Origin of the sequence: Leifsonia sp. NPDC058292, assembly GCF_042880955.1 — a bacterium.
Taxonomy (GTDB): domain Bacteria; phylum Actinomycetota; class Actinomycetes; order Actinomycetales; family Microbacteriaceae; genus Leifsonia.
In genome coordinates this window covers 68732-83740 of sequence record NZ_JBHVYL010000016.1, presented here as the reverse complement: position 1 = coordinate 83740, position 15009 = coordinate 68732, and the positions used below count along the sequence as shown (strand labels likewise).

Genomic DNA, 15009 nt, shown 5'->3' with positions numbered 1-15009 from the left:
GCGGTCGAGTGTGCCTGGCGCACCGGCCACTCTCGACCGCAACGGCCACGCTCGGCGCGACGAGCAACAGTCGGGCGTGGCGGCGGCGGAAGCGCTTCTCCGACGGCCCGAGCCGCGTCGCGGCCGGACCGCGCGCGCCGCCCGTCAGTCCCTGCGGGCCGGCCCGCTCGACTCGCGCACGATCAGCCGAGGGCTGACCACGGCGCTCCGCCTCGCAGGAGACGGCGAATGCTCGATCGCGGCGAGCAGCCGGGCCACGCAGTTGCGTCCGAGCTCCGCGAAGTCCTGACGCACCGTCGTGAGGGGAGGGGCGAAGTATGCGGCCTCCGGGATGTCGTCGAAGCCCACGACGCTCACACTCTCGGGCGCTCCACGGCCGGCGAGCCGAAGGGTGTGCAGCACCCCGAGCGTCATCTGGTCGTTCGACGAGAACACGGCGGTGATCGCCGGGTCTGCGAGGAGCTCCGGGGCGATAGCGGCACCGGATGCGCTCGTCCAGTCGCCGGCCCGGGAGACGGTCGCGCGCATCCCGAGCGCGTCCGCTTCGGCGAGGAACCCGTCGCGTCGCGCGTTCGCCTCGGCCCAGTCCGCCGGGCCCGCCAGGTGCGCGACGACGCGATGGCCGAGCTCGGCGAGGTGCCGCACGGCCATCCGTGCCCCCTCCGCTTGGTCGACGAACACGCCATCGCCCTCGACCTCCGAGCCGTGCAGGGTCACCGAGGGCACCGCGAGCGCGACCTGACGCATCGCCTCGAGCGTGCGCTCCTGCGGGGCGACCACGACGATCCCTTCGACCGCCTGCGCCATCAGATGGTCGAGGGCGGCGTCGATCTCTCCGAGGCTCGGGGATGCGGTGCGCGCGATGGCTACGAAGTAGCCGGCGTCGCGCGCGGCGTTCTCGACGGCGTCGATGCTGCTCGCCGGCCCGTACAGCGCCGACGACGATGAGGATGCGAGGATGCCGATCGTGTGCGACCTGGCCGTCGATAGCATCCGGGCCGCACGGTTGGGCCGGAACTGCAGCTCGTCCATCGCGGCGAGCACGCGCTCCTTCGTGCTCTCCCGGATGCTCGGATGGCCGTTGACGACCCGGGACACCGTCTGCCGCGAGACGCCGGCCAGCGCAGCGACCTCTCGAACCCCGGGCGCTCGCTCCGGCCTCATGCTCTCCACCGTCTCACCCTAGAGCCCGTCGGGGCCGCCGGATGTTGCGACGAATTCTCGGAGCCGCCTCGAAGCAGGTCAGTGTAGCCTTACCTAAGTCGACCGGGCCCGCGTGGCCGTCCGGCCGGCCGTCACCTCGCCCGACACCCGCACGAAAGGTGCCCCCGTGAGCCTCCTCGCGTCGCCCATCGTCAAGACCGCCCGCCCGGCCTACCGCCCGTACCGGGCGCGGGTCTCCCGGCTCACGGCGCTGACGCCGCACTTCACGAGGGTCACGTTCGAGTCGCCCGACTTCCATGTGTTCGGCACCGACCGGCTCGACCAGCGCATCAAGATCCTGTTCCCCCTCGACGACGGAACGCTCCCCGCCCTCGGCGCGGAAGACGAAGCCTCGATCGACGCCGGTGACTGGTATCTGCAGTGGCGCGCGCTGCCCGACGACCAGCGGTGCCCGTTCCGCACCTACACCGTTCGGGCCGTCGACCCGGGCGCCCGGCAGGTCGACGTCGACTTCGTCTCGCACGGCGACGGCGGCCCCGCGGCGCGCTGGCTGCTCGGCGCCGGCGTCGGCGACGAGGTCATCATCGTCGGACCGGACGAGCGCAGCATCGACTCCGCGCAGGGCATCGACTGGCGCCCGGGCGCGGCCGGCGACCTGCTGCTGGTCGGTGACGAGACCGCGACGCCGGCCATCGCATCCATCCTCGAGTCGCTTCCCGTCGACCGCCGGGTGCACGCCTTCATCGAGGTGCCGAGCGACGGCGACAGGTTCGAGCTCGACGTTCCCGCGCACTTCGACATCACCTGGCTCGACCGCTCCAGCAGCGATCGTGGCGGCGACCACGGCTGCGAGCTCGTGCCGGCGATCGAACGCTGGATCGCCGAGCATCCGTCGATCGTCGAAGCGGCCGCGGCCGGTCGCACCCAGAGCCTCGACGACGTCGACATCGACCGGGAGATCCTGTGGGAGACGCCCGAGTTGACGTCGAGCGGTTTCTACGCCTGGATCGCGGGAGAATCGGCGACGGTGAAGACCATCCGTCGTCTGCTCGTCACGCACAACGGTGTCGACCGCGGTCGCGTCGCGTTCATGGGCTACTGGCGGCTCGGGCAGGCGGAGAAGCAGGCCTGACCGACGCCTCGGCGGCCGTCAGCCTTTGGCGGCGTCCACCCCGGCGAACGTCTCCGGATAGTCGCTCAGCCACGACCAGTGGGCGGCCGGCCAGCTCAGCACGAACGCCCGCCCGACGATGTCGTCGAGCGGCACGAACCCCTTGCCGGGATCGTCGGTGTGGTAGCGCGAATCGGCGGAGTTGTAGCGGTTGTCGCCCATCACCCACGCCTTGCCGGCGGGAACGGTCACCGAGAACTCCTTCTGCGACACCGCTTCGACCCCGGCGGGCAGCACCACGTACGGCTCTTTGAGCGGAACGCCGTTCACGCTCATCTGACCGAGGGCGTTGCAGCAGGTGACCTTGTCGCCGGGCAGGCCGATCAGGCGCTTCACGAGGTGCTGTTCGCTGTCGGAGGCGTTGAGGCCGACGAAGTCGAGCACGCTCCCCACCGCTGCCGAGGCCGGGTTCGTGGGCGTGTGCTGCAGCGGCGGCAGCCAGCCACCGGGATCTTTGAAGACGACGACGTCGCCGCGCTGCAGCGGGAAGACGTTGGGCTGAAGTTCGTTCACGATGATCCGGTCGTTGATCTGCAGCGTGTTCTCCATCGACCCGGACGGGATGTAGAACGACCGCGCGACGAACGTCTTGATGAGGAACGAGACCAGAATCGCGACCACCAGAATCACGAGAACATCGCGCAGCATCGTCTTCCAGGTGGATTTGCGCCGGGTGCGACGCGGCCTGGCGGTGTCAGCGGTCTCGGTCACAGAGGTTCACGGTACCGGTCGCAGGCTGTGAGCCGCATCCGACTCGGCCGTCTCGCGGGTGGTTTCTCTTGTTTCGCGAAGGGCTGAGTGGGAGCATCAGATCACGGGTCCCTCGGCGAGGGTCGGGGGATGCGCGAGATCATGCAGAGCGCGCTGGAACGCACGGGAGTGGATGCACGACGCGGAAAGCCGCGCCGCGCTCTTCACGGCCGTGTTCTTCACCTGTGCGCGGTCATCGCGGTGACGACGGGCTTCACTCTCGGAGGGCAGCAGGCGGCGTTCGCCGACCAGGGACAATCGACCTCGACGCCCACTCCCGACCCGCAGATGACGCAGGCTCCCCCCGGCAGCCCGTCGCCGACGCCCACGTCTCCGGCACCGGAGCCGACGGAGACCCCGACGCCGGAACCGACGGAGTCGCCGACGCCCACGCCCACTCCCACCCCCGATCCGACCGGCACCCCGACCCCGACTCCGACACCCACGCCATCCACGACTCCGACGCCCGAGCCCACCAAGACCCCGGTTCCTCCCGCCACGACTCCCACCGACCAGGTGCCGCTCGTTCCCGACCCCGTGCTGTCGAACGGCACGACGCTCGACCCCGGTCTCGCCGTCGAGGCCGCGCAGCTCGCGAGCCGTCTGGCGGAGGCGCAGCAGGCTCTCGTCACTGCGACGGAGGCGGCCCGCGGCGTGCAGCACGACAAGGAGCAGGCGCAGGCGGTGGCCGACCAACTCGCCGAGCAGGCGGCGGCCGCCAAAGCCAAGGCGGAGGCGTCGGCTGCGTTCGCGACCGCGCTGGTGCGCTCGCAGGGCTCCCGTTCGCTGACGGCCGGGCCGCTCGCATCCACGCTCTCCACTCCCGGCGACCTCCTGAGGAAGCTCTCAGCCGTCGACCGGTTCGAGCGCGCCACTGCATCCCGCAGCGCCGCGATGGCGCAGGCAGAGGCGGATGCCGGACGCGCGGTGAAGCTCGGCGATCGGGCGGGCACCGCGAGTGCTGCGGCGGAGTCGATCGACGTCGACGCCTCCGATCAGGCCGTCGCCGACGCCCGATCGCAGGTCGACGCGGCCTCGAGCGCGCTGGCCCAGGTGCCGACCCTGCAGGCGGCGAGCGGGGGATGGACGACCCTGCTGAGCACGCCGGCGACGGCATCCGGATGGGCGCTGCCCGTCGCAGGGACGCTCACCGACGTCTTCGGGCCCCGTCCGTCGCGACCGGCCGGCACCGCGCTGTTCCACCCCGGCGACGACATCGGCGCGAGCTGCGGCACCACCATCGACGCGGCCGGCGCGGGCACCGTCGTCGCGGCAGGGCCGAACGGCTCGTACGGCAACTTCGTGCTCATCGACCACGGCGGCGGCGTGCAGACGGCCTACGGGCACATCGTCGACGGGGGCATCGGTGTGACCGTCGGTCAGGTCGTCGCCGCGGGACAGCCGATCGCGCGCGTGGGGAGCACAGGCGCATCCACCGGCTGCCACCTGCACTTCGAGGTGCGCGTCGGCGGCCTCCAGATCGACCCGCAACCGTTCATGGCGGCCCGCGGTGTAGTACTCGGAACGCGTTGACGCAACGCCCCCGGAGATTTCCCAGGCAGAGGCGTACGGTGCAGACATGACCGAACTCACTGAGCTCGTCGGGTCATGGATGCGACTCCAGCGCTGGTACTCGACGAAGAGCGTCGAACCGCGCCTGCGCCAACTCGCCTCGTTCGAAGCCGAACAAGCCGCCGACGGAGCCCGAATCGTCACGCACTTCTTCGCCGACGACGCGCCGCGATCACCTCGGGTGTATCAGGTGCCCGTGGTCGCGCGTCAGCAGAAGGACGGCGACGCCACCGCGCTGATCGGCGAGGCCGGCGGCCGCTATCTGTACGACGGCCCGGCCGACGAGGCCTACGTGTCGTCCTTGCTCGCGATGGTGGCATCGGGGGAGCGACTCACCGGAGCCACGGTCGCCGCGCGAGGTCACCGCATCGGTGCACCACTCACGCTGCGGTCATCCCGGCGCCTCACTGGGGAGCAGTCGAACACGTCAATCGTCGGCGAGCTGGACGACGGCCGGCTCGTGCTCATCAAGGTGTTCCGCGTGGTGCAAGACGGCGCGAATCCGGATGTGTCGACGCTCGCCGCGCTGACCGAGGGCGGCTCCGAGCGCACCCCGGCCCTGCACGGCTGGATCTCCGCCTCGTGGCCCGCCGCCGACGGGCTGAGCACCGCCTCGGGCGAGCTGGCCCTCGTGCAGAACTTCCTGACTGGGGCCGAAGACGGCTGGGAGCTGGCGGTCAGTGCCGCCGAACGCGGCGAAGACTTCACCGAGCGCGCGTTCGCGCTCGGCTCGGGCACCGCCGAACTGCACGTGCAGCTCGCTCGCGTGCTGCCGACCAAGGTCGCGACGCGCGATGACGTGGCGCAGGCTCTCGACGGCATGTACCAGCGGTTGACGATTGCAAGCACGGAGGTGCCGATCATCGCCGAGTCGCGCGCGTCGATCGCGGCCGTGTACGAGGTGGCGGCCGAATCCGATCAGCCGCTGTTGCAGCGCATCCACGGCGACCTGCACCTGGGGCAGGTGCTGCACTCGGCCGAACGCGGCTGGCAGTTCATCGACTTCGAGGGCGAGCCGCTCAGGCCGCTCGCCGAACGCGCGATCCCCGACGCACCGCTGCGCGACGTCGCGGGCATGCTGCGGTCGTTCGACTACGTGGCCGGCTCGCTTGCCAGGCGTGACCCGGCGGTCGACGCCGCGCCGTGGGCCGAGCGTGCGCGGCAGGCATACCTCGACGGGTATACGTCGGTCGCCCGCTCTGTGTGCGCCGAACATGCCGCGCTGCTCGACGCGTTCGAGCTCGACAAGGCTGTGTACGAGGTCACCTACGAGTCACGGCATCGGCCCGCGTGGCTGCCGATCCCGCTGGCCGCCGTCGACCGGTTGCTCGCCGCCCACGTCTCCTGAGGCGGGTCGCCTCCGCCCGGCTTCAGCGGGTGGCGTGGTTCAGCGGGTGGCCGCCTCGGCTGCGCTGATCCGGTACCGGGCTCCGCGGTGGTCGGCCGGCAGGCGGTCGCCCGCGCCGTGCAGCTTGTGGCGCAGGCTGCCGGGCACGTACTCCTCCGGGTAGGCGCCGCGCTTGCGCAGCTCGGGGATGACGAACTCCACGATGTCTTCGAATGTGCCCGGGGTGATCGCGTAGGCGAGGTTGAACCCGTCGACGTCGGTCTCCTCGACCCACTCCTGCAGCTGGTCGGCGATCTCGGAACCCGAGCCGACGATGAACGGCCCGAGCCCGCCGATCGCGCCGAGCCGGCCGATGTCGCGCACCGTCCACTCGCTGCCGTCCTCGTTCGCGCGCTGGAAGTTCGCCACCGCCGACTGGATGGCGTTGCTCTTCACGTTGCCGATCGGCTCGTCGAGGTCGTACTTCGACAGGTCGACGCCCATCCAGCCCGACATGAACACGAGGGCGCCCTCGTCGCTGGTGTACTTCAGGTAGTCCTCGTACTTGGCCTGCGCCTTCTCCGGCGTCGCGTCGGTGATGACGGTCAGGAGCGTGTAGATCTTGGCGGCGTAACGGTCGCGTCCCGCGGCCTCGAGCCCGTCGCGGATCTTCGCCACGGTGGCCTTGAGGCCCGCCTTCGTCGAGGCGGCGACGAAGATCGCCTCCGCGTTCTCCGCGGCGAACGCGATGCCTCGGCTGGACGCGCCCGCCTGGTAGATCACCGGCGTGCGCTGCGTGCTCGGCTCGGCCAGGTGGATCCCCGGCACCGTGAAGTGCTTGCCCTGGTGACCGATCTCGTGCACCTTCGCGGGGTCGGTGAACACGCCGGATTCGACGTCGCGCACGACGGCGTCGTCTTCCCACGACCCCTCCCAGAGCTTGTAGAGCACCTCCAGGTATTCGTCGGCGTGGTCATAGCGGTCGTCGTGCTCCAGCTGGTCCTCATGACCCATGTTGCGGGCCGCCGACGGCAGGTAGCCGGTCACGACGTTCCAGCCGACGCGGCCGTTGGTCAGATGGTCGAGCGTGGACATGCGGCGGGCGAAAGGATACGGATGCTCGTACGCCGTGCCCGCGGTGACTCCGAACCCAAGGTGCTCGGTCACCAGCGCCATCGCCGAGATGAGCAGTACGGGGTCGTTCACCGGCACCTGGGCGCCGTGGCGGATGGCGGCCTCGTTGGAGCCGCCGTAGACGTCGTAGGTGCCGAGCACATCCGCGATGAAGATGCCGTCGAACGCGCCGCGCTCCAGCAGCTTCGCCAGCTCTGTCCAGTAGGTCAGGTCTTTGTAGCGCCACGACTGGTCGTCGGGGTGGCGCCACATGCCGGACGACTGGTGGGCGACGCAGTTCATGTCGAACGCGTTGAATCGGATCTGACGGGTCATGCGCCCCAGCCTGCTCGCTGCTCTCCCTCTCTCGCACCCGTCCCGCAACACGGCGTAACCGTCGAGGTGCCGGTAGGTGCAAGGTTTTCGGCCCGAAAGGTGCAACGAGTCGCACCTCGGCGCCCGGGAGGCGCCGGGGAGGGGCCGCGGGCGCGCAGGAGGTCAGGCGCCGGTGAAGTGGGGCGGGCGCTTCTGCTGGAAGGCGGCGAAGCCCTCGCGGTAGTCGGCCGTGTTGCGCAGGGCGGCCTGGGCGAGATTCTCGGCGGCGACCGCATCCCACAGCGAGAGCTGCTCGTCGCGGATGGCACGCACGAGCGCTTTCGAGGCGAGCAGCGCCTGGGTGGCCCCGGATGCGGCGCTCGCCGCCGCCGCGTCCACCGCGTCGCGCAGGTCTTCGGCGGGGTACGCGCGGCTGAACAGCCCTGCCGCGACAGCCTCCGCGCCCGACAGCAGGCGCCCGGTGTAGATCAGGTCGAGCGTCTTGTGGGTGCCCAGGCGGGAGACGAACAGGGAGTGCCCGCCCGAGTCGAGCAGGGCTCCGAGCGCGGCGAACGGCGAGCCGATCTTCGCGGTGTCGGCCACGTAGACCACGTCGGTCGCGATCAGCAGCCCCAGGCCGACGCCGAGGCACGCTCCCTGCGCCGCGGCGAAGGTCGGCGCCGGAAACGCGCTGATCCGGCGCAACAGCGGCGCGAGGAGGCCGTCGAGGTATCCGGTCACGTCGTCGGTGCGCGGGTCGACCCCCGAGATGTCGCGCCCGGCGCAGAACGCCCGGCCCTCGCCGGCGAGCACCAGGGCGCGCACTCCGGCGGTCTCGGCCGACGCGTAGGCCGCGTCGAGGTCGCGGAGCGCCGTCTCGTCGAGCGCGTTCAGCTTGTCGGGGGCGTTCAGTGTGACGCGGGCTATTCCGTCGGCGATGGCGAGGTCGATCATGGCTTCTCCAGCTCTACACGTCGTAGTCGATGACGACTCGGTCGGTCAGGGGATGCGATTGGCAGGTGAGCACGTAGCCGCGTTCCAGCTCGTCGGGTTCGAGCGCGTAGTTCTCGGTCATCCGAACATCGCCGGAGACCAGGCGTGCGCGGCAGGTGCCGCAGACTCCTCCCGCGCAGGCGAACGGCACATCCGGTCGCACCCGCAGAGCGGCGTTCAGCACCGACTCGTTCGCGTCGACCGGTGTGGTCACCGTCGATGTCTGACCGTCGAGCGAGAACTCGATCTCGACGGTCTTGTCGCCTGCACGCGCCAGCACCGGTCGGCCGCGGTCGCCGGTGATCTCGCCGGGCTCTCCGGTGGTGAACAGTTCGAAGTGGACGCGTTCGCGCGGCACCTCCTGCGACTCGAGCACGTCGCGGCACAGCTGCACGAGCTCGAACGGCCCGCAGAGGAACCACTCGTCGACGGTCGCGGGTGGGATGAGCACGTCGAGCATCCGCCGCAGCCGCTCCTCGTCGATGCGACCGGAGAGCAGGGGAGCCGACCGCTGTTCGCGCGACAGCACGTGGTGCAGTGCGAGCCGCGCCGGATACCGGTCTTTCAGGTCGGACAGCTCGTCGAGGAACATCACGTCGACCGCAGTGCGGTTCGTATAGACAAGCGTGAACCGGCTCGTGGCCGAGGAGTCGAGGATGCTGTGCGCGAGCGCCATCAGCGGGGTGATGCCCGATCCCGCGGCGATGCCGGCGACGTGCTTGCCGTCGAGCGCGCCCAGGTCGATGGTGAACGTTCCCTGAGGGCTCATCACGTCGATGCGGTCGCCCGCCCGAAGTTCGCTCGTCGCCCAGGTCGAGAACGCGCCGCCGAGGTCGCGTTTGATCGCGACACTGATGCTTCCCGGCGTCGGCGGGCGGCAGATCGAATAGCTGCGGCGCAGTTCGCGGTCTCCGACGGTGGCGCGCAGGGCGACATGCTGGCCGGGAAGGTACGCGTACTCGCCGCGGAGCGAGTCGGGCACCGCGAAGGTCACTTCGACGCTCGCCGCGGTGAGCGGCCGCACCTCCGCGACCGAGAGCGTGTGGAACCGGGCGCGCGGCACTAGAAGGGCTTCAGGTAGTCGAACGGCTCACCGCAGGCGCGGCACTCGTAGAGCGCCTTGCAGGCGGTCGAACCGAAATGGGACAGCTCCCGTGTGTCGAGCGACTGGCAGTGCGGGCATTTCACGGTGAGTGTCAGCGCGACCCGGCCGCCGCCCGCTCTCGACTCCCCGGAGGGCGGCGCGATCCCGAACCGTTCGAGCGCCTGCTTGCCGGCGTCGCTGATCCAGTCGGTCGTCCAGGCCGGGGTGAGCGTGAGCCGCACCCGCACCGCGGGGAAGCCGGCCTGCGCCAGAGCGCGCACCACATCCTCCTTGATCGTCCCCATCGCCGGGCAGCCGCTGTAGGTCGGCGTGACCACGACCTCCACCCCCTCGTCGGTGACCGTGACCTCACGCAGGATGCCCAGATCGTCGATGGTCAGCACCGGCACCTCCGGGTCCATCACCGCGGCGGCCGTCTGCCAGGCCAGAACCGCCTCCGATCCGTGCCGGCTCCACGCTCCCGGCGCGCTCACCAGGTCGCCCCCGGATGCTGGCGGGCGAGCACCTGCAGCTCGGCCAGAAGCGGGCCGAGGTATTCCGAGTGGCGGCCCCGCCGCCCGCCGCCGGCGGCGACGAAAGTCGCCGGCAGTTCGAGCTCGCACTCCGCGAGCACCGGATCTATGCTCGCGTCGAACGCCGCGCGCAGGGTCGACGGTCGGGGAGCGACGCCCTCGAGTCTGTCGTTCAGCGGCTCGTCGGCGAAGAGCTCCGCCACCGACGGCCACAGGTCGCTCAGCGCGGTGACCAGACGGCGACGTGATTCGTCGGTGCCGAGCGCGAGGCGCAGCATCCACTGGTCGGCGTGGTCGCGGTGGTAGTCGACCTCTTTGACGGCTTTCGCGGCGATGGCGCCGAGCACCGGATCGGCCGAGGCGCGCAGCCGGTCATAGAGCTCGAACAGGTAGTGGGCCGCCGCGAACTGGCGCACGATCGTGTGCGCGAAGTCGCCGTTCGGCTGCTCCATCAGGTGCGCCGAGCGAAAGTCGTGCTCGTCGCGCCAGTAGGCCAGGTCGTCTTCGCTGTGGCCGGATGCGCTTCCCGCGTACCGCAGCAGCGAGCGCGCGTGCCCCAGCAGGTCGAGCGCGATGTTCGCCAGTGCGACATCCTCCTCCAGCTCGGGTGCGCGGGAGATCCACTCGCCCAAACGCTGCGCGAGCACCAGCGAGTCGTCGCCCAGCCAGAGCGCGTACTCGGCGACGTCGTCGCTCGCGGTGCCGTCGGACGTGACGAACTCGTCGGCCAGCGTGACGGCGGTGAGTTCGACGTGGCCGTGGTCGAGTTCGTCGCCAACGCCGCTCACAGGTGCTTCACCCCTTCGCTCGCCGTGTAGTAGGTGGCGTGCCGGTAGTTCTTGCCCGCCGGCGACTCGAAGAACGAGCCTTTCGCATCAGGATCGCTCGCCGTGATCGCGTCGGAGGGCACAACCCAGATCGACACGCCCTCGCTGCGCCGCGTGTACAGGTCTCTGGCGTTGCGCACGGCCATCGTCTCGTCGGGGGCGTGCAGCGAGCCCACGTGCACGTGGCTGAGCCCGCGGCTCGAGCGCACGAACACCTCCCACAGCGGCCAGGTCTCGGGATGCGCGGTGTCGGGGGTTCCAGGAGCCGACATCACGCCGCCGTGCTCTCTGCCCGTGCGGCCTGCGCGGCCTGCTCGGCCCGCTCGGCCTGCTCGGCCCGCTTCGCCGCGTACGCCGCCGCCGCCTCGCGCACCCACCGGCCGTTCTCGTGCGCCTCGCGCCGGCGCTGCATTCGCTGGGCGTTGCACGGGCCGCGCCCGGCCAAGACCTCCTGAAACTCGGTCCAGTCGATCTCGCCCAGGTCGTACGCGCCGCGTTCCTCGTTCCAGCGCAGCTCGGGGTCGGGCAGCGTCACGCCCAGGGCCTCGGCCTGCGGAACGAGCATGCCCACGAAACGCTGCCTCAGGTCGTCGTTCGAGAAGCGCTTGATCTTCCACGCCATCGAGCGCGCCGAGTTGGGGGAGTCGTCGTCGGGCGGCCCGAACATCATCAGCGACGGCCAGTACCAGCGGTCCACCGCATCCTGAGCCATCCGCTGCTGTGCCGGCGTGCCCCGCATCAGCTGCAGCAGGATCTCGAAACCCTGCCGCTGGTGAAACGACTCCTCTTTGCAGATGCGCACCATCGCGCGGCCGTACGGCGCATACGACGCCCGGCAGAGCGGCACCTGGTTGCAGATCGCCGCGCCGTCGACCAGCCAGCCGATCGCCCCCATGTCGGCCCAGCTGAGGGTCGGATAGTTGAAGATCGACGAGTAGCGGGCGCGGCCGGCGATCAGCTGCTCGGTCATCTCGTCCCGCGTGATGCCCAGGGTCTGCGTGGCCGAGTAGAGGTAAAGGCCGTGTCCCGCCTCGTCCTGCACCTTCGCCATCAGGATGGCCTTGCGCTTCAGGCTCGGCGCCCGCGTGATCCAGTTGGCCTCCGGCTGCATCCCGATGATCTCCGAGTGCGCGTGCTGCGACATTTGGCGGATGAGCGTGCGCCGGTAGTCGTCGGGCATCCAGTCGCGGGGCTCAACGCGGGAGTCGCCGGCGATGAGGTCGTCGAAGCGCGCGCGGCCGTCGCGCTCGGCGTCGTCGTGCGCGGCGACGTTCTGCTCGGTGGCGGTGGTCATCGTCGACCCCTCTCGTGTGACCGATCGGTGCTGATTGATTTACTGACTGATCGTTCGTTCAGTATATCCCGACCGGATGCGCGCGTGCCACACTGGAGGCGACATGGCTGACATCGAGACCACCACATCGCTGCGCCGCGGACGACCGGGCTACGATCAGCGCGGCATCCTGGAGATCGCCGTCGCCGCGTTCAACGAGTCCGGCTACGACGCCACCTCCATCGGGATGCTCGCCGACCGGCTCGGGCTCTCCAAGTCGGCGATCTACCACCACGTCTCCTCCAAGGAGGAACTTCTCGCCCTCGCCCTCGACGAAGCGCTCGACGGGCTGGAGGGCGTTCTCCGCGAGCCCGCCGCCACCGAAGGCCCCGCCGCCGACAGGCTCGCTCACGTGCTGCGGGGAGCGGTGGATGTGCTCACCGCCCGCCTGCCCTACGTCACCCTTCTGCTGCGGGTGCGGGGCAACACCGACATCGAGCGGGCGGCGCTCGCCCGCCGGCGAACCTTCGACCGCGCCGTCGCCGACCTCGTCGTCGAGGCCAGGAACGAAGGCTCCCTCCGCGCCGATGTCGACCCGGCCATCGTCACGCGTCTTCTGTTCGGCATGATCAACTCGATCGTCGAGTGGTACCGGCCCGACGGCCCGGAGACCCCCGCCCAGCTCGCCGACGACATCCTCACCATCGCCCTCGACGGCCTGCGCGTCGCGCCCTAGCCCCGAAGACCCCTCGATGGCAGGGTGGCGCGCGGGGCTACTCTTTCGCGACGAGCGTGAGCACGTCGTAGCCGGCGACGACCGCGTCGTCCTGGTTCAGAATGACCGCATCCCAGCGCACCTCGCCGTAGTCGTCGGTCTCGCGCGGCGTGATCTGCTTGGCCGTCAGCGTCACCCGGATGCTGTCCTCCGGTGAGACGGGGGTCACGAACCGCAGGTTCTCGAGCCCGTAGTTGGCGAGCACGGGACCCACCGCCGGGTCGACGAACAGCCCAGCGGCGAACGACACCAGCAGGTAGCCGTGCGCGACCCGGCCGGGGAAGAAGGGGTTCGCCGCCGCCGCATCCTCGTCCATGTGCGCGTAGAACCTGTCGCCGGTGAACTCGGCGAAGTGCTCGATGTCGGCCAGCGTGACCTTCCGCGCTTCGGACCGCACCTGGTCGCCGATGCGCAGGGCCGACAGCGGCTTGCGAAACGGATGCCCGCCGCTGTCGTTCACCGCGGCCCCCGCGTGCCACACCCCGGTCACGGCGGTCAGCATCTCGGGCGAGCCCTGAATGGCCGTGCGCTGCATGTGATGGAGCACGGCGCGGATTCCGCCGAGCTCTTCGCCGCCGCCCGCGCGCCCCGGGCCGCCGTGCACGAGGTGCGGCACCGGCGAGCCGTGCCCGGTCGAGGTGCGCGCGTCGTCGCGGTCGAGCAGAAGCACCCGCCCGTTGTATGGCGCGAGGCCCGCGACGAGTTCGCGGGCCGTCGCCGGGTCGTGGGTCGCGACGCTCGTCACGAGCGAGCCGCCGCCGCGGGCGACGAGCCGCGCGGCCTGGGCGTTGGACGTGTATCCCAGGATGCTCGCCACCGGCCCGAACGCCTCGACCGTGTGCACGGCCTCGGCCTCCACATCCGCGAACCGCAGCACCATCGGCTCGACGAAAGCGCCGCCGACGGACACGCCGCGCGAGCCGTCCGCGTGCAGCACGGTCGGCTCGCCGAGACCGCCGACCACCAGCTCGCCGCCCGCCTCCATCAGCCGTCCCACCTGGCGGAGCACCTCGGTGCGCTGCGTCTGAGAGGCCAGCGGCCCCATCGTCACACCCTCGGCGCGCGGGTCTCCGAGAACGACGCGTTCGGCGATGCGGGCGCGCACGGCGCCGATCACATCGGACACGAGCGTCTGCGGAACGATCGCTCGCCGGATCGCCGTGCACTTCTGGCCGGCCTTGGAGGTGAGCTCGGTCACCAGCTGCTTCACATACGCGTCGAACTCGGGGGTGCCGGTCACCGCATCCTCGCCCAGCACCGACGCGTTGATCGAGTCGGTCTCGCTGGTGAAGCGCACGCCACCCGTCTGCACGGAGTCGTGGACGCGCAACTTCTCGGCCGTTGACGCCGAGCCCGTGAAGGCCACCAGGTCGCCCAGACGCAGGTGGTCGAACAGGTCCGGCACCGCACCGGAGATCAGCTGCAGAGTGCCGTCGGGCAGCAGCCCCGATTCGACCAGGATGCGCACCATCGCCTCGGTCATGTACCCCGTCGGCGTCGCGGGCTTCACCACGGTCGGCACTCCAGCGAGGAACGCCGGCGCGAACTTCTCCAGGGAACCCCAGACCGGGAAGTTGAACGCGTTGATCTGCACCGCGACTCCCGGCAGCCGGGTGAAGATGTGCTGACCGAGGAAAGAGCCGTCCTTCGACAGGTTCTCGGCCGGGCCGTCAACGTAGACCTGCGAGTTCGGCAGTTCGCGCCTGCCCTTCGACGAGTAGGTGAAGAGCACGCCGATGCCGCCGTCGATGTCGACCCACGAGTCCGCCTTGGTCGCCCCCGTGCGACTCGACAGCTCGTACAGCTCCGCCTTGCGCTCGGTGAGGGTCTGCGCCATCCGTTTCAGCAGCATCGCCCGCTGGTGGAAGGTGAGTTCGCCGAGCGAAGCCTGGCCTACCGTGCGGGCGTGATCGAGCGTTCCCGCGAGGTCGAGGCCGGCAGAGCTCACCAGCGCGACAGGCTCCCCGGTCGACGCGTCGCGCACCTCGACCGCTGCGGCATCGGCGTCCTCCGGCGCCCACCAAGCGCCCTTCACATAGCTGGGCAGCACGTGTGTCATCGGCGAACCTCCCTGGTTCCTGATCGTTCCCGGCCCGCTGGGTATGCTGTGCG

At 70.4% G+C, this 15009-nt stretch carries 14 protein-coding genes; 4 read left to right on the top strand and 10 right to left on the bottom strand.

Annotation, left to right across the window (positions count from 1 at the left end; genetic code table 11):
• Window positions 1-144 precede the first annotated feature (144 nt).
• Entirely contained in the window at window positions 145-1164 is a 1020-nt protein-coding gene (locus ACFVWR_RS10965) for a LacI family DNA-binding transcriptional regulator (RefSeq protein ID WP_387211283.1), read from the bottom strand.
• 166 nt (window positions 1165-1330) lie between these two features.
• On the opposite strand from ACFVWR_RS10965, the gene ACFVWR_RS10960 reads away from it, so the two are divergent.
• Entirely contained in the window at window positions 1331-2296 is a 966-nt protein-coding gene (locus tag ACFVWR_RS10960) for a siderophore-interacting protein (protein WP_387211268.1), read from the top strand.
• A gap of 18 nt (window positions 2297-2314) precedes the next feature.
• Here ACFVWR_RS10960 and lepB read toward each other — a convergent pair whose 3' ends face one another.
• Window positions 2315-3046: a signal peptidase I gene (gene lepB, locus ACFVWR_RS10955; RefSeq protein ID WP_387211265.1), complete on the bottom strand. Its 732-nt coding sequence runs from the start codon at window positions 3044-3046 to the stop codon at window positions 2315-2317.
• Window positions 3047-3175: 129 nt separating this feature from the next.
• On the opposite strand from lepB, the gene ACFVWR_RS10950 reads away from it, so the two are divergent.
• Together ACFVWR_RS10950 and ACFVWR_RS10945 are read left to right on the top strand one after the other, a co-directional pair.
• The gene (locus tag ACFVWR_RS10950; protein WP_387211262.1) at window positions 3176-4618 is read left to right on the top strand and encodes a M23 family metallopeptidase; all 1443 of its coding nucleotides are present in this window, start codon (window positions 3176-3178) and stop codon (window positions 4616-4618) included.
• Window positions 4619-4664: 46 nt separating this feature from the next.
• Window positions 4665-6005, top strand: a complete 1341-nt coding sequence (locus ACFVWR_RS10945; protein WP_387211259.1) for a hypothetical protein — start codon at window positions 4665-4667, stop codon at window positions 6003-6005.
• 39 nt (window positions 6006-6044) lie between these two features.
• Here ACFVWR_RS10945 and ACFVWR_RS10940 read toward each other — a convergent pair whose 3' ends face one another.
• The 7 genes from ACFVWR_RS10940 to paaA all read right to left on the bottom strand — a co-directional run bounded on the left by ACFVWR_RS10940 (window position 6045) and on the right by paaA (window position 12143).
• Window positions 6045-7433, bottom strand: coding sequence for an LLM class flavin-dependent oxidoreductase (locus ACFVWR_RS10940; RefSeq protein ID WP_387211256.1), 1389 nt, complete (start codon window positions 7431-7433; stop codon window positions 6045-6047).
• Window positions 7434-7595: 162 nt separating this feature from the next.
• Entirely contained in the window at window positions 7596-8366 is a 771-nt protein-coding gene (locus ACFVWR_RS10935; protein ID WP_387211253.1) for an enoyl-CoA hydratase/isomerase family protein, read from the bottom strand.
• 13 nt (window positions 8367-8379) lie between these two features.
• Complete coding sequence (gene paaE / locus ACFVWR_RS10930; RefSeq protein ID WP_387211250.1) at window positions 8380-9468, bottom strand: 1,2-phenylacetyl-CoA epoxidase subunit PaaE; 1089 nt, start codon at window positions 9466-9468, stop codon at window positions 8380-8382.
• On the bottom strand, window positions 9468-9911 hold the full coding sequence (gene paaD / locus ACFVWR_RS10925) for a 1,2-phenylacetyl-CoA epoxidase subunit PaaD (protein WP_387211280.1): 444 nt from the start codon (window positions 9909-9911) through the stop codon (window positions 9468-9470). Before paaD ends, paaE begins: the two co-directional genes overlap by 1 nt.
• Before the next feature lie 68 nt (window positions 9912-9979).
• Entirely contained in the window at window positions 9980-10810 is an 831-nt protein-coding gene (gene paaC / locus ACFVWR_RS10920; RefSeq protein WP_387211247.1) for a 1,2-phenylacetyl-CoA epoxidase subunit PaaC, read from the bottom strand.
• Window positions 10807-11121, bottom strand: coding sequence for a 1,2-phenylacetyl-CoA epoxidase subunit PaaB (gene paaB / locus ACFVWR_RS10915; RefSeq protein ID WP_387211244.1), 315 nt, complete (start codon window positions 11119-11121; stop codon window positions 10807-10809). The genes paaC and paaB overlap by 4 nt, the downstream gene beginning before the upstream one ends.
• A complete protein-coding gene (gene paaA / locus ACFVWR_RS10910; RefSeq protein ID WP_387211241.1) occupies window positions 11121-12143 on the bottom strand; it encodes a 1,2-phenylacetyl-CoA epoxidase subunit PaaA in 1023 nt (340 codons plus the stop codon). Before paaA ends, paaB begins: the two co-directional genes overlap by 1 nt.
• A 103-nt stretch (window positions 12144-12246) precedes the next feature.
• On the opposite strand from paaA, the gene ACFVWR_RS10905 reads away from it, so the two are divergent.
• Window positions 12247-12858, top strand: coding sequence for a TetR/AcrR family transcriptional regulator (locus tag ACFVWR_RS10905; protein ID WP_387211238.1), 612 nt, complete (start codon window positions 12247-12249; stop codon window positions 12856-12858).
• Window positions 12859-12895: 37 nt separating this feature from the next.
• Here ACFVWR_RS10905 and paaZ read toward each other — a convergent pair whose 3' ends face one another.
• Window positions 12896-14956, bottom strand: a complete 2061-nt coding sequence (paaZ, locus tag ACFVWR_RS10900) for a phenylacetic acid degradation bifunctional protein PaaZ (protein WP_387211235.1) — start codon at window positions 14954-14956, stop codon at window positions 12896-12898.
• Window positions 14957-15009: the final 53 nt, after the last annotated feature.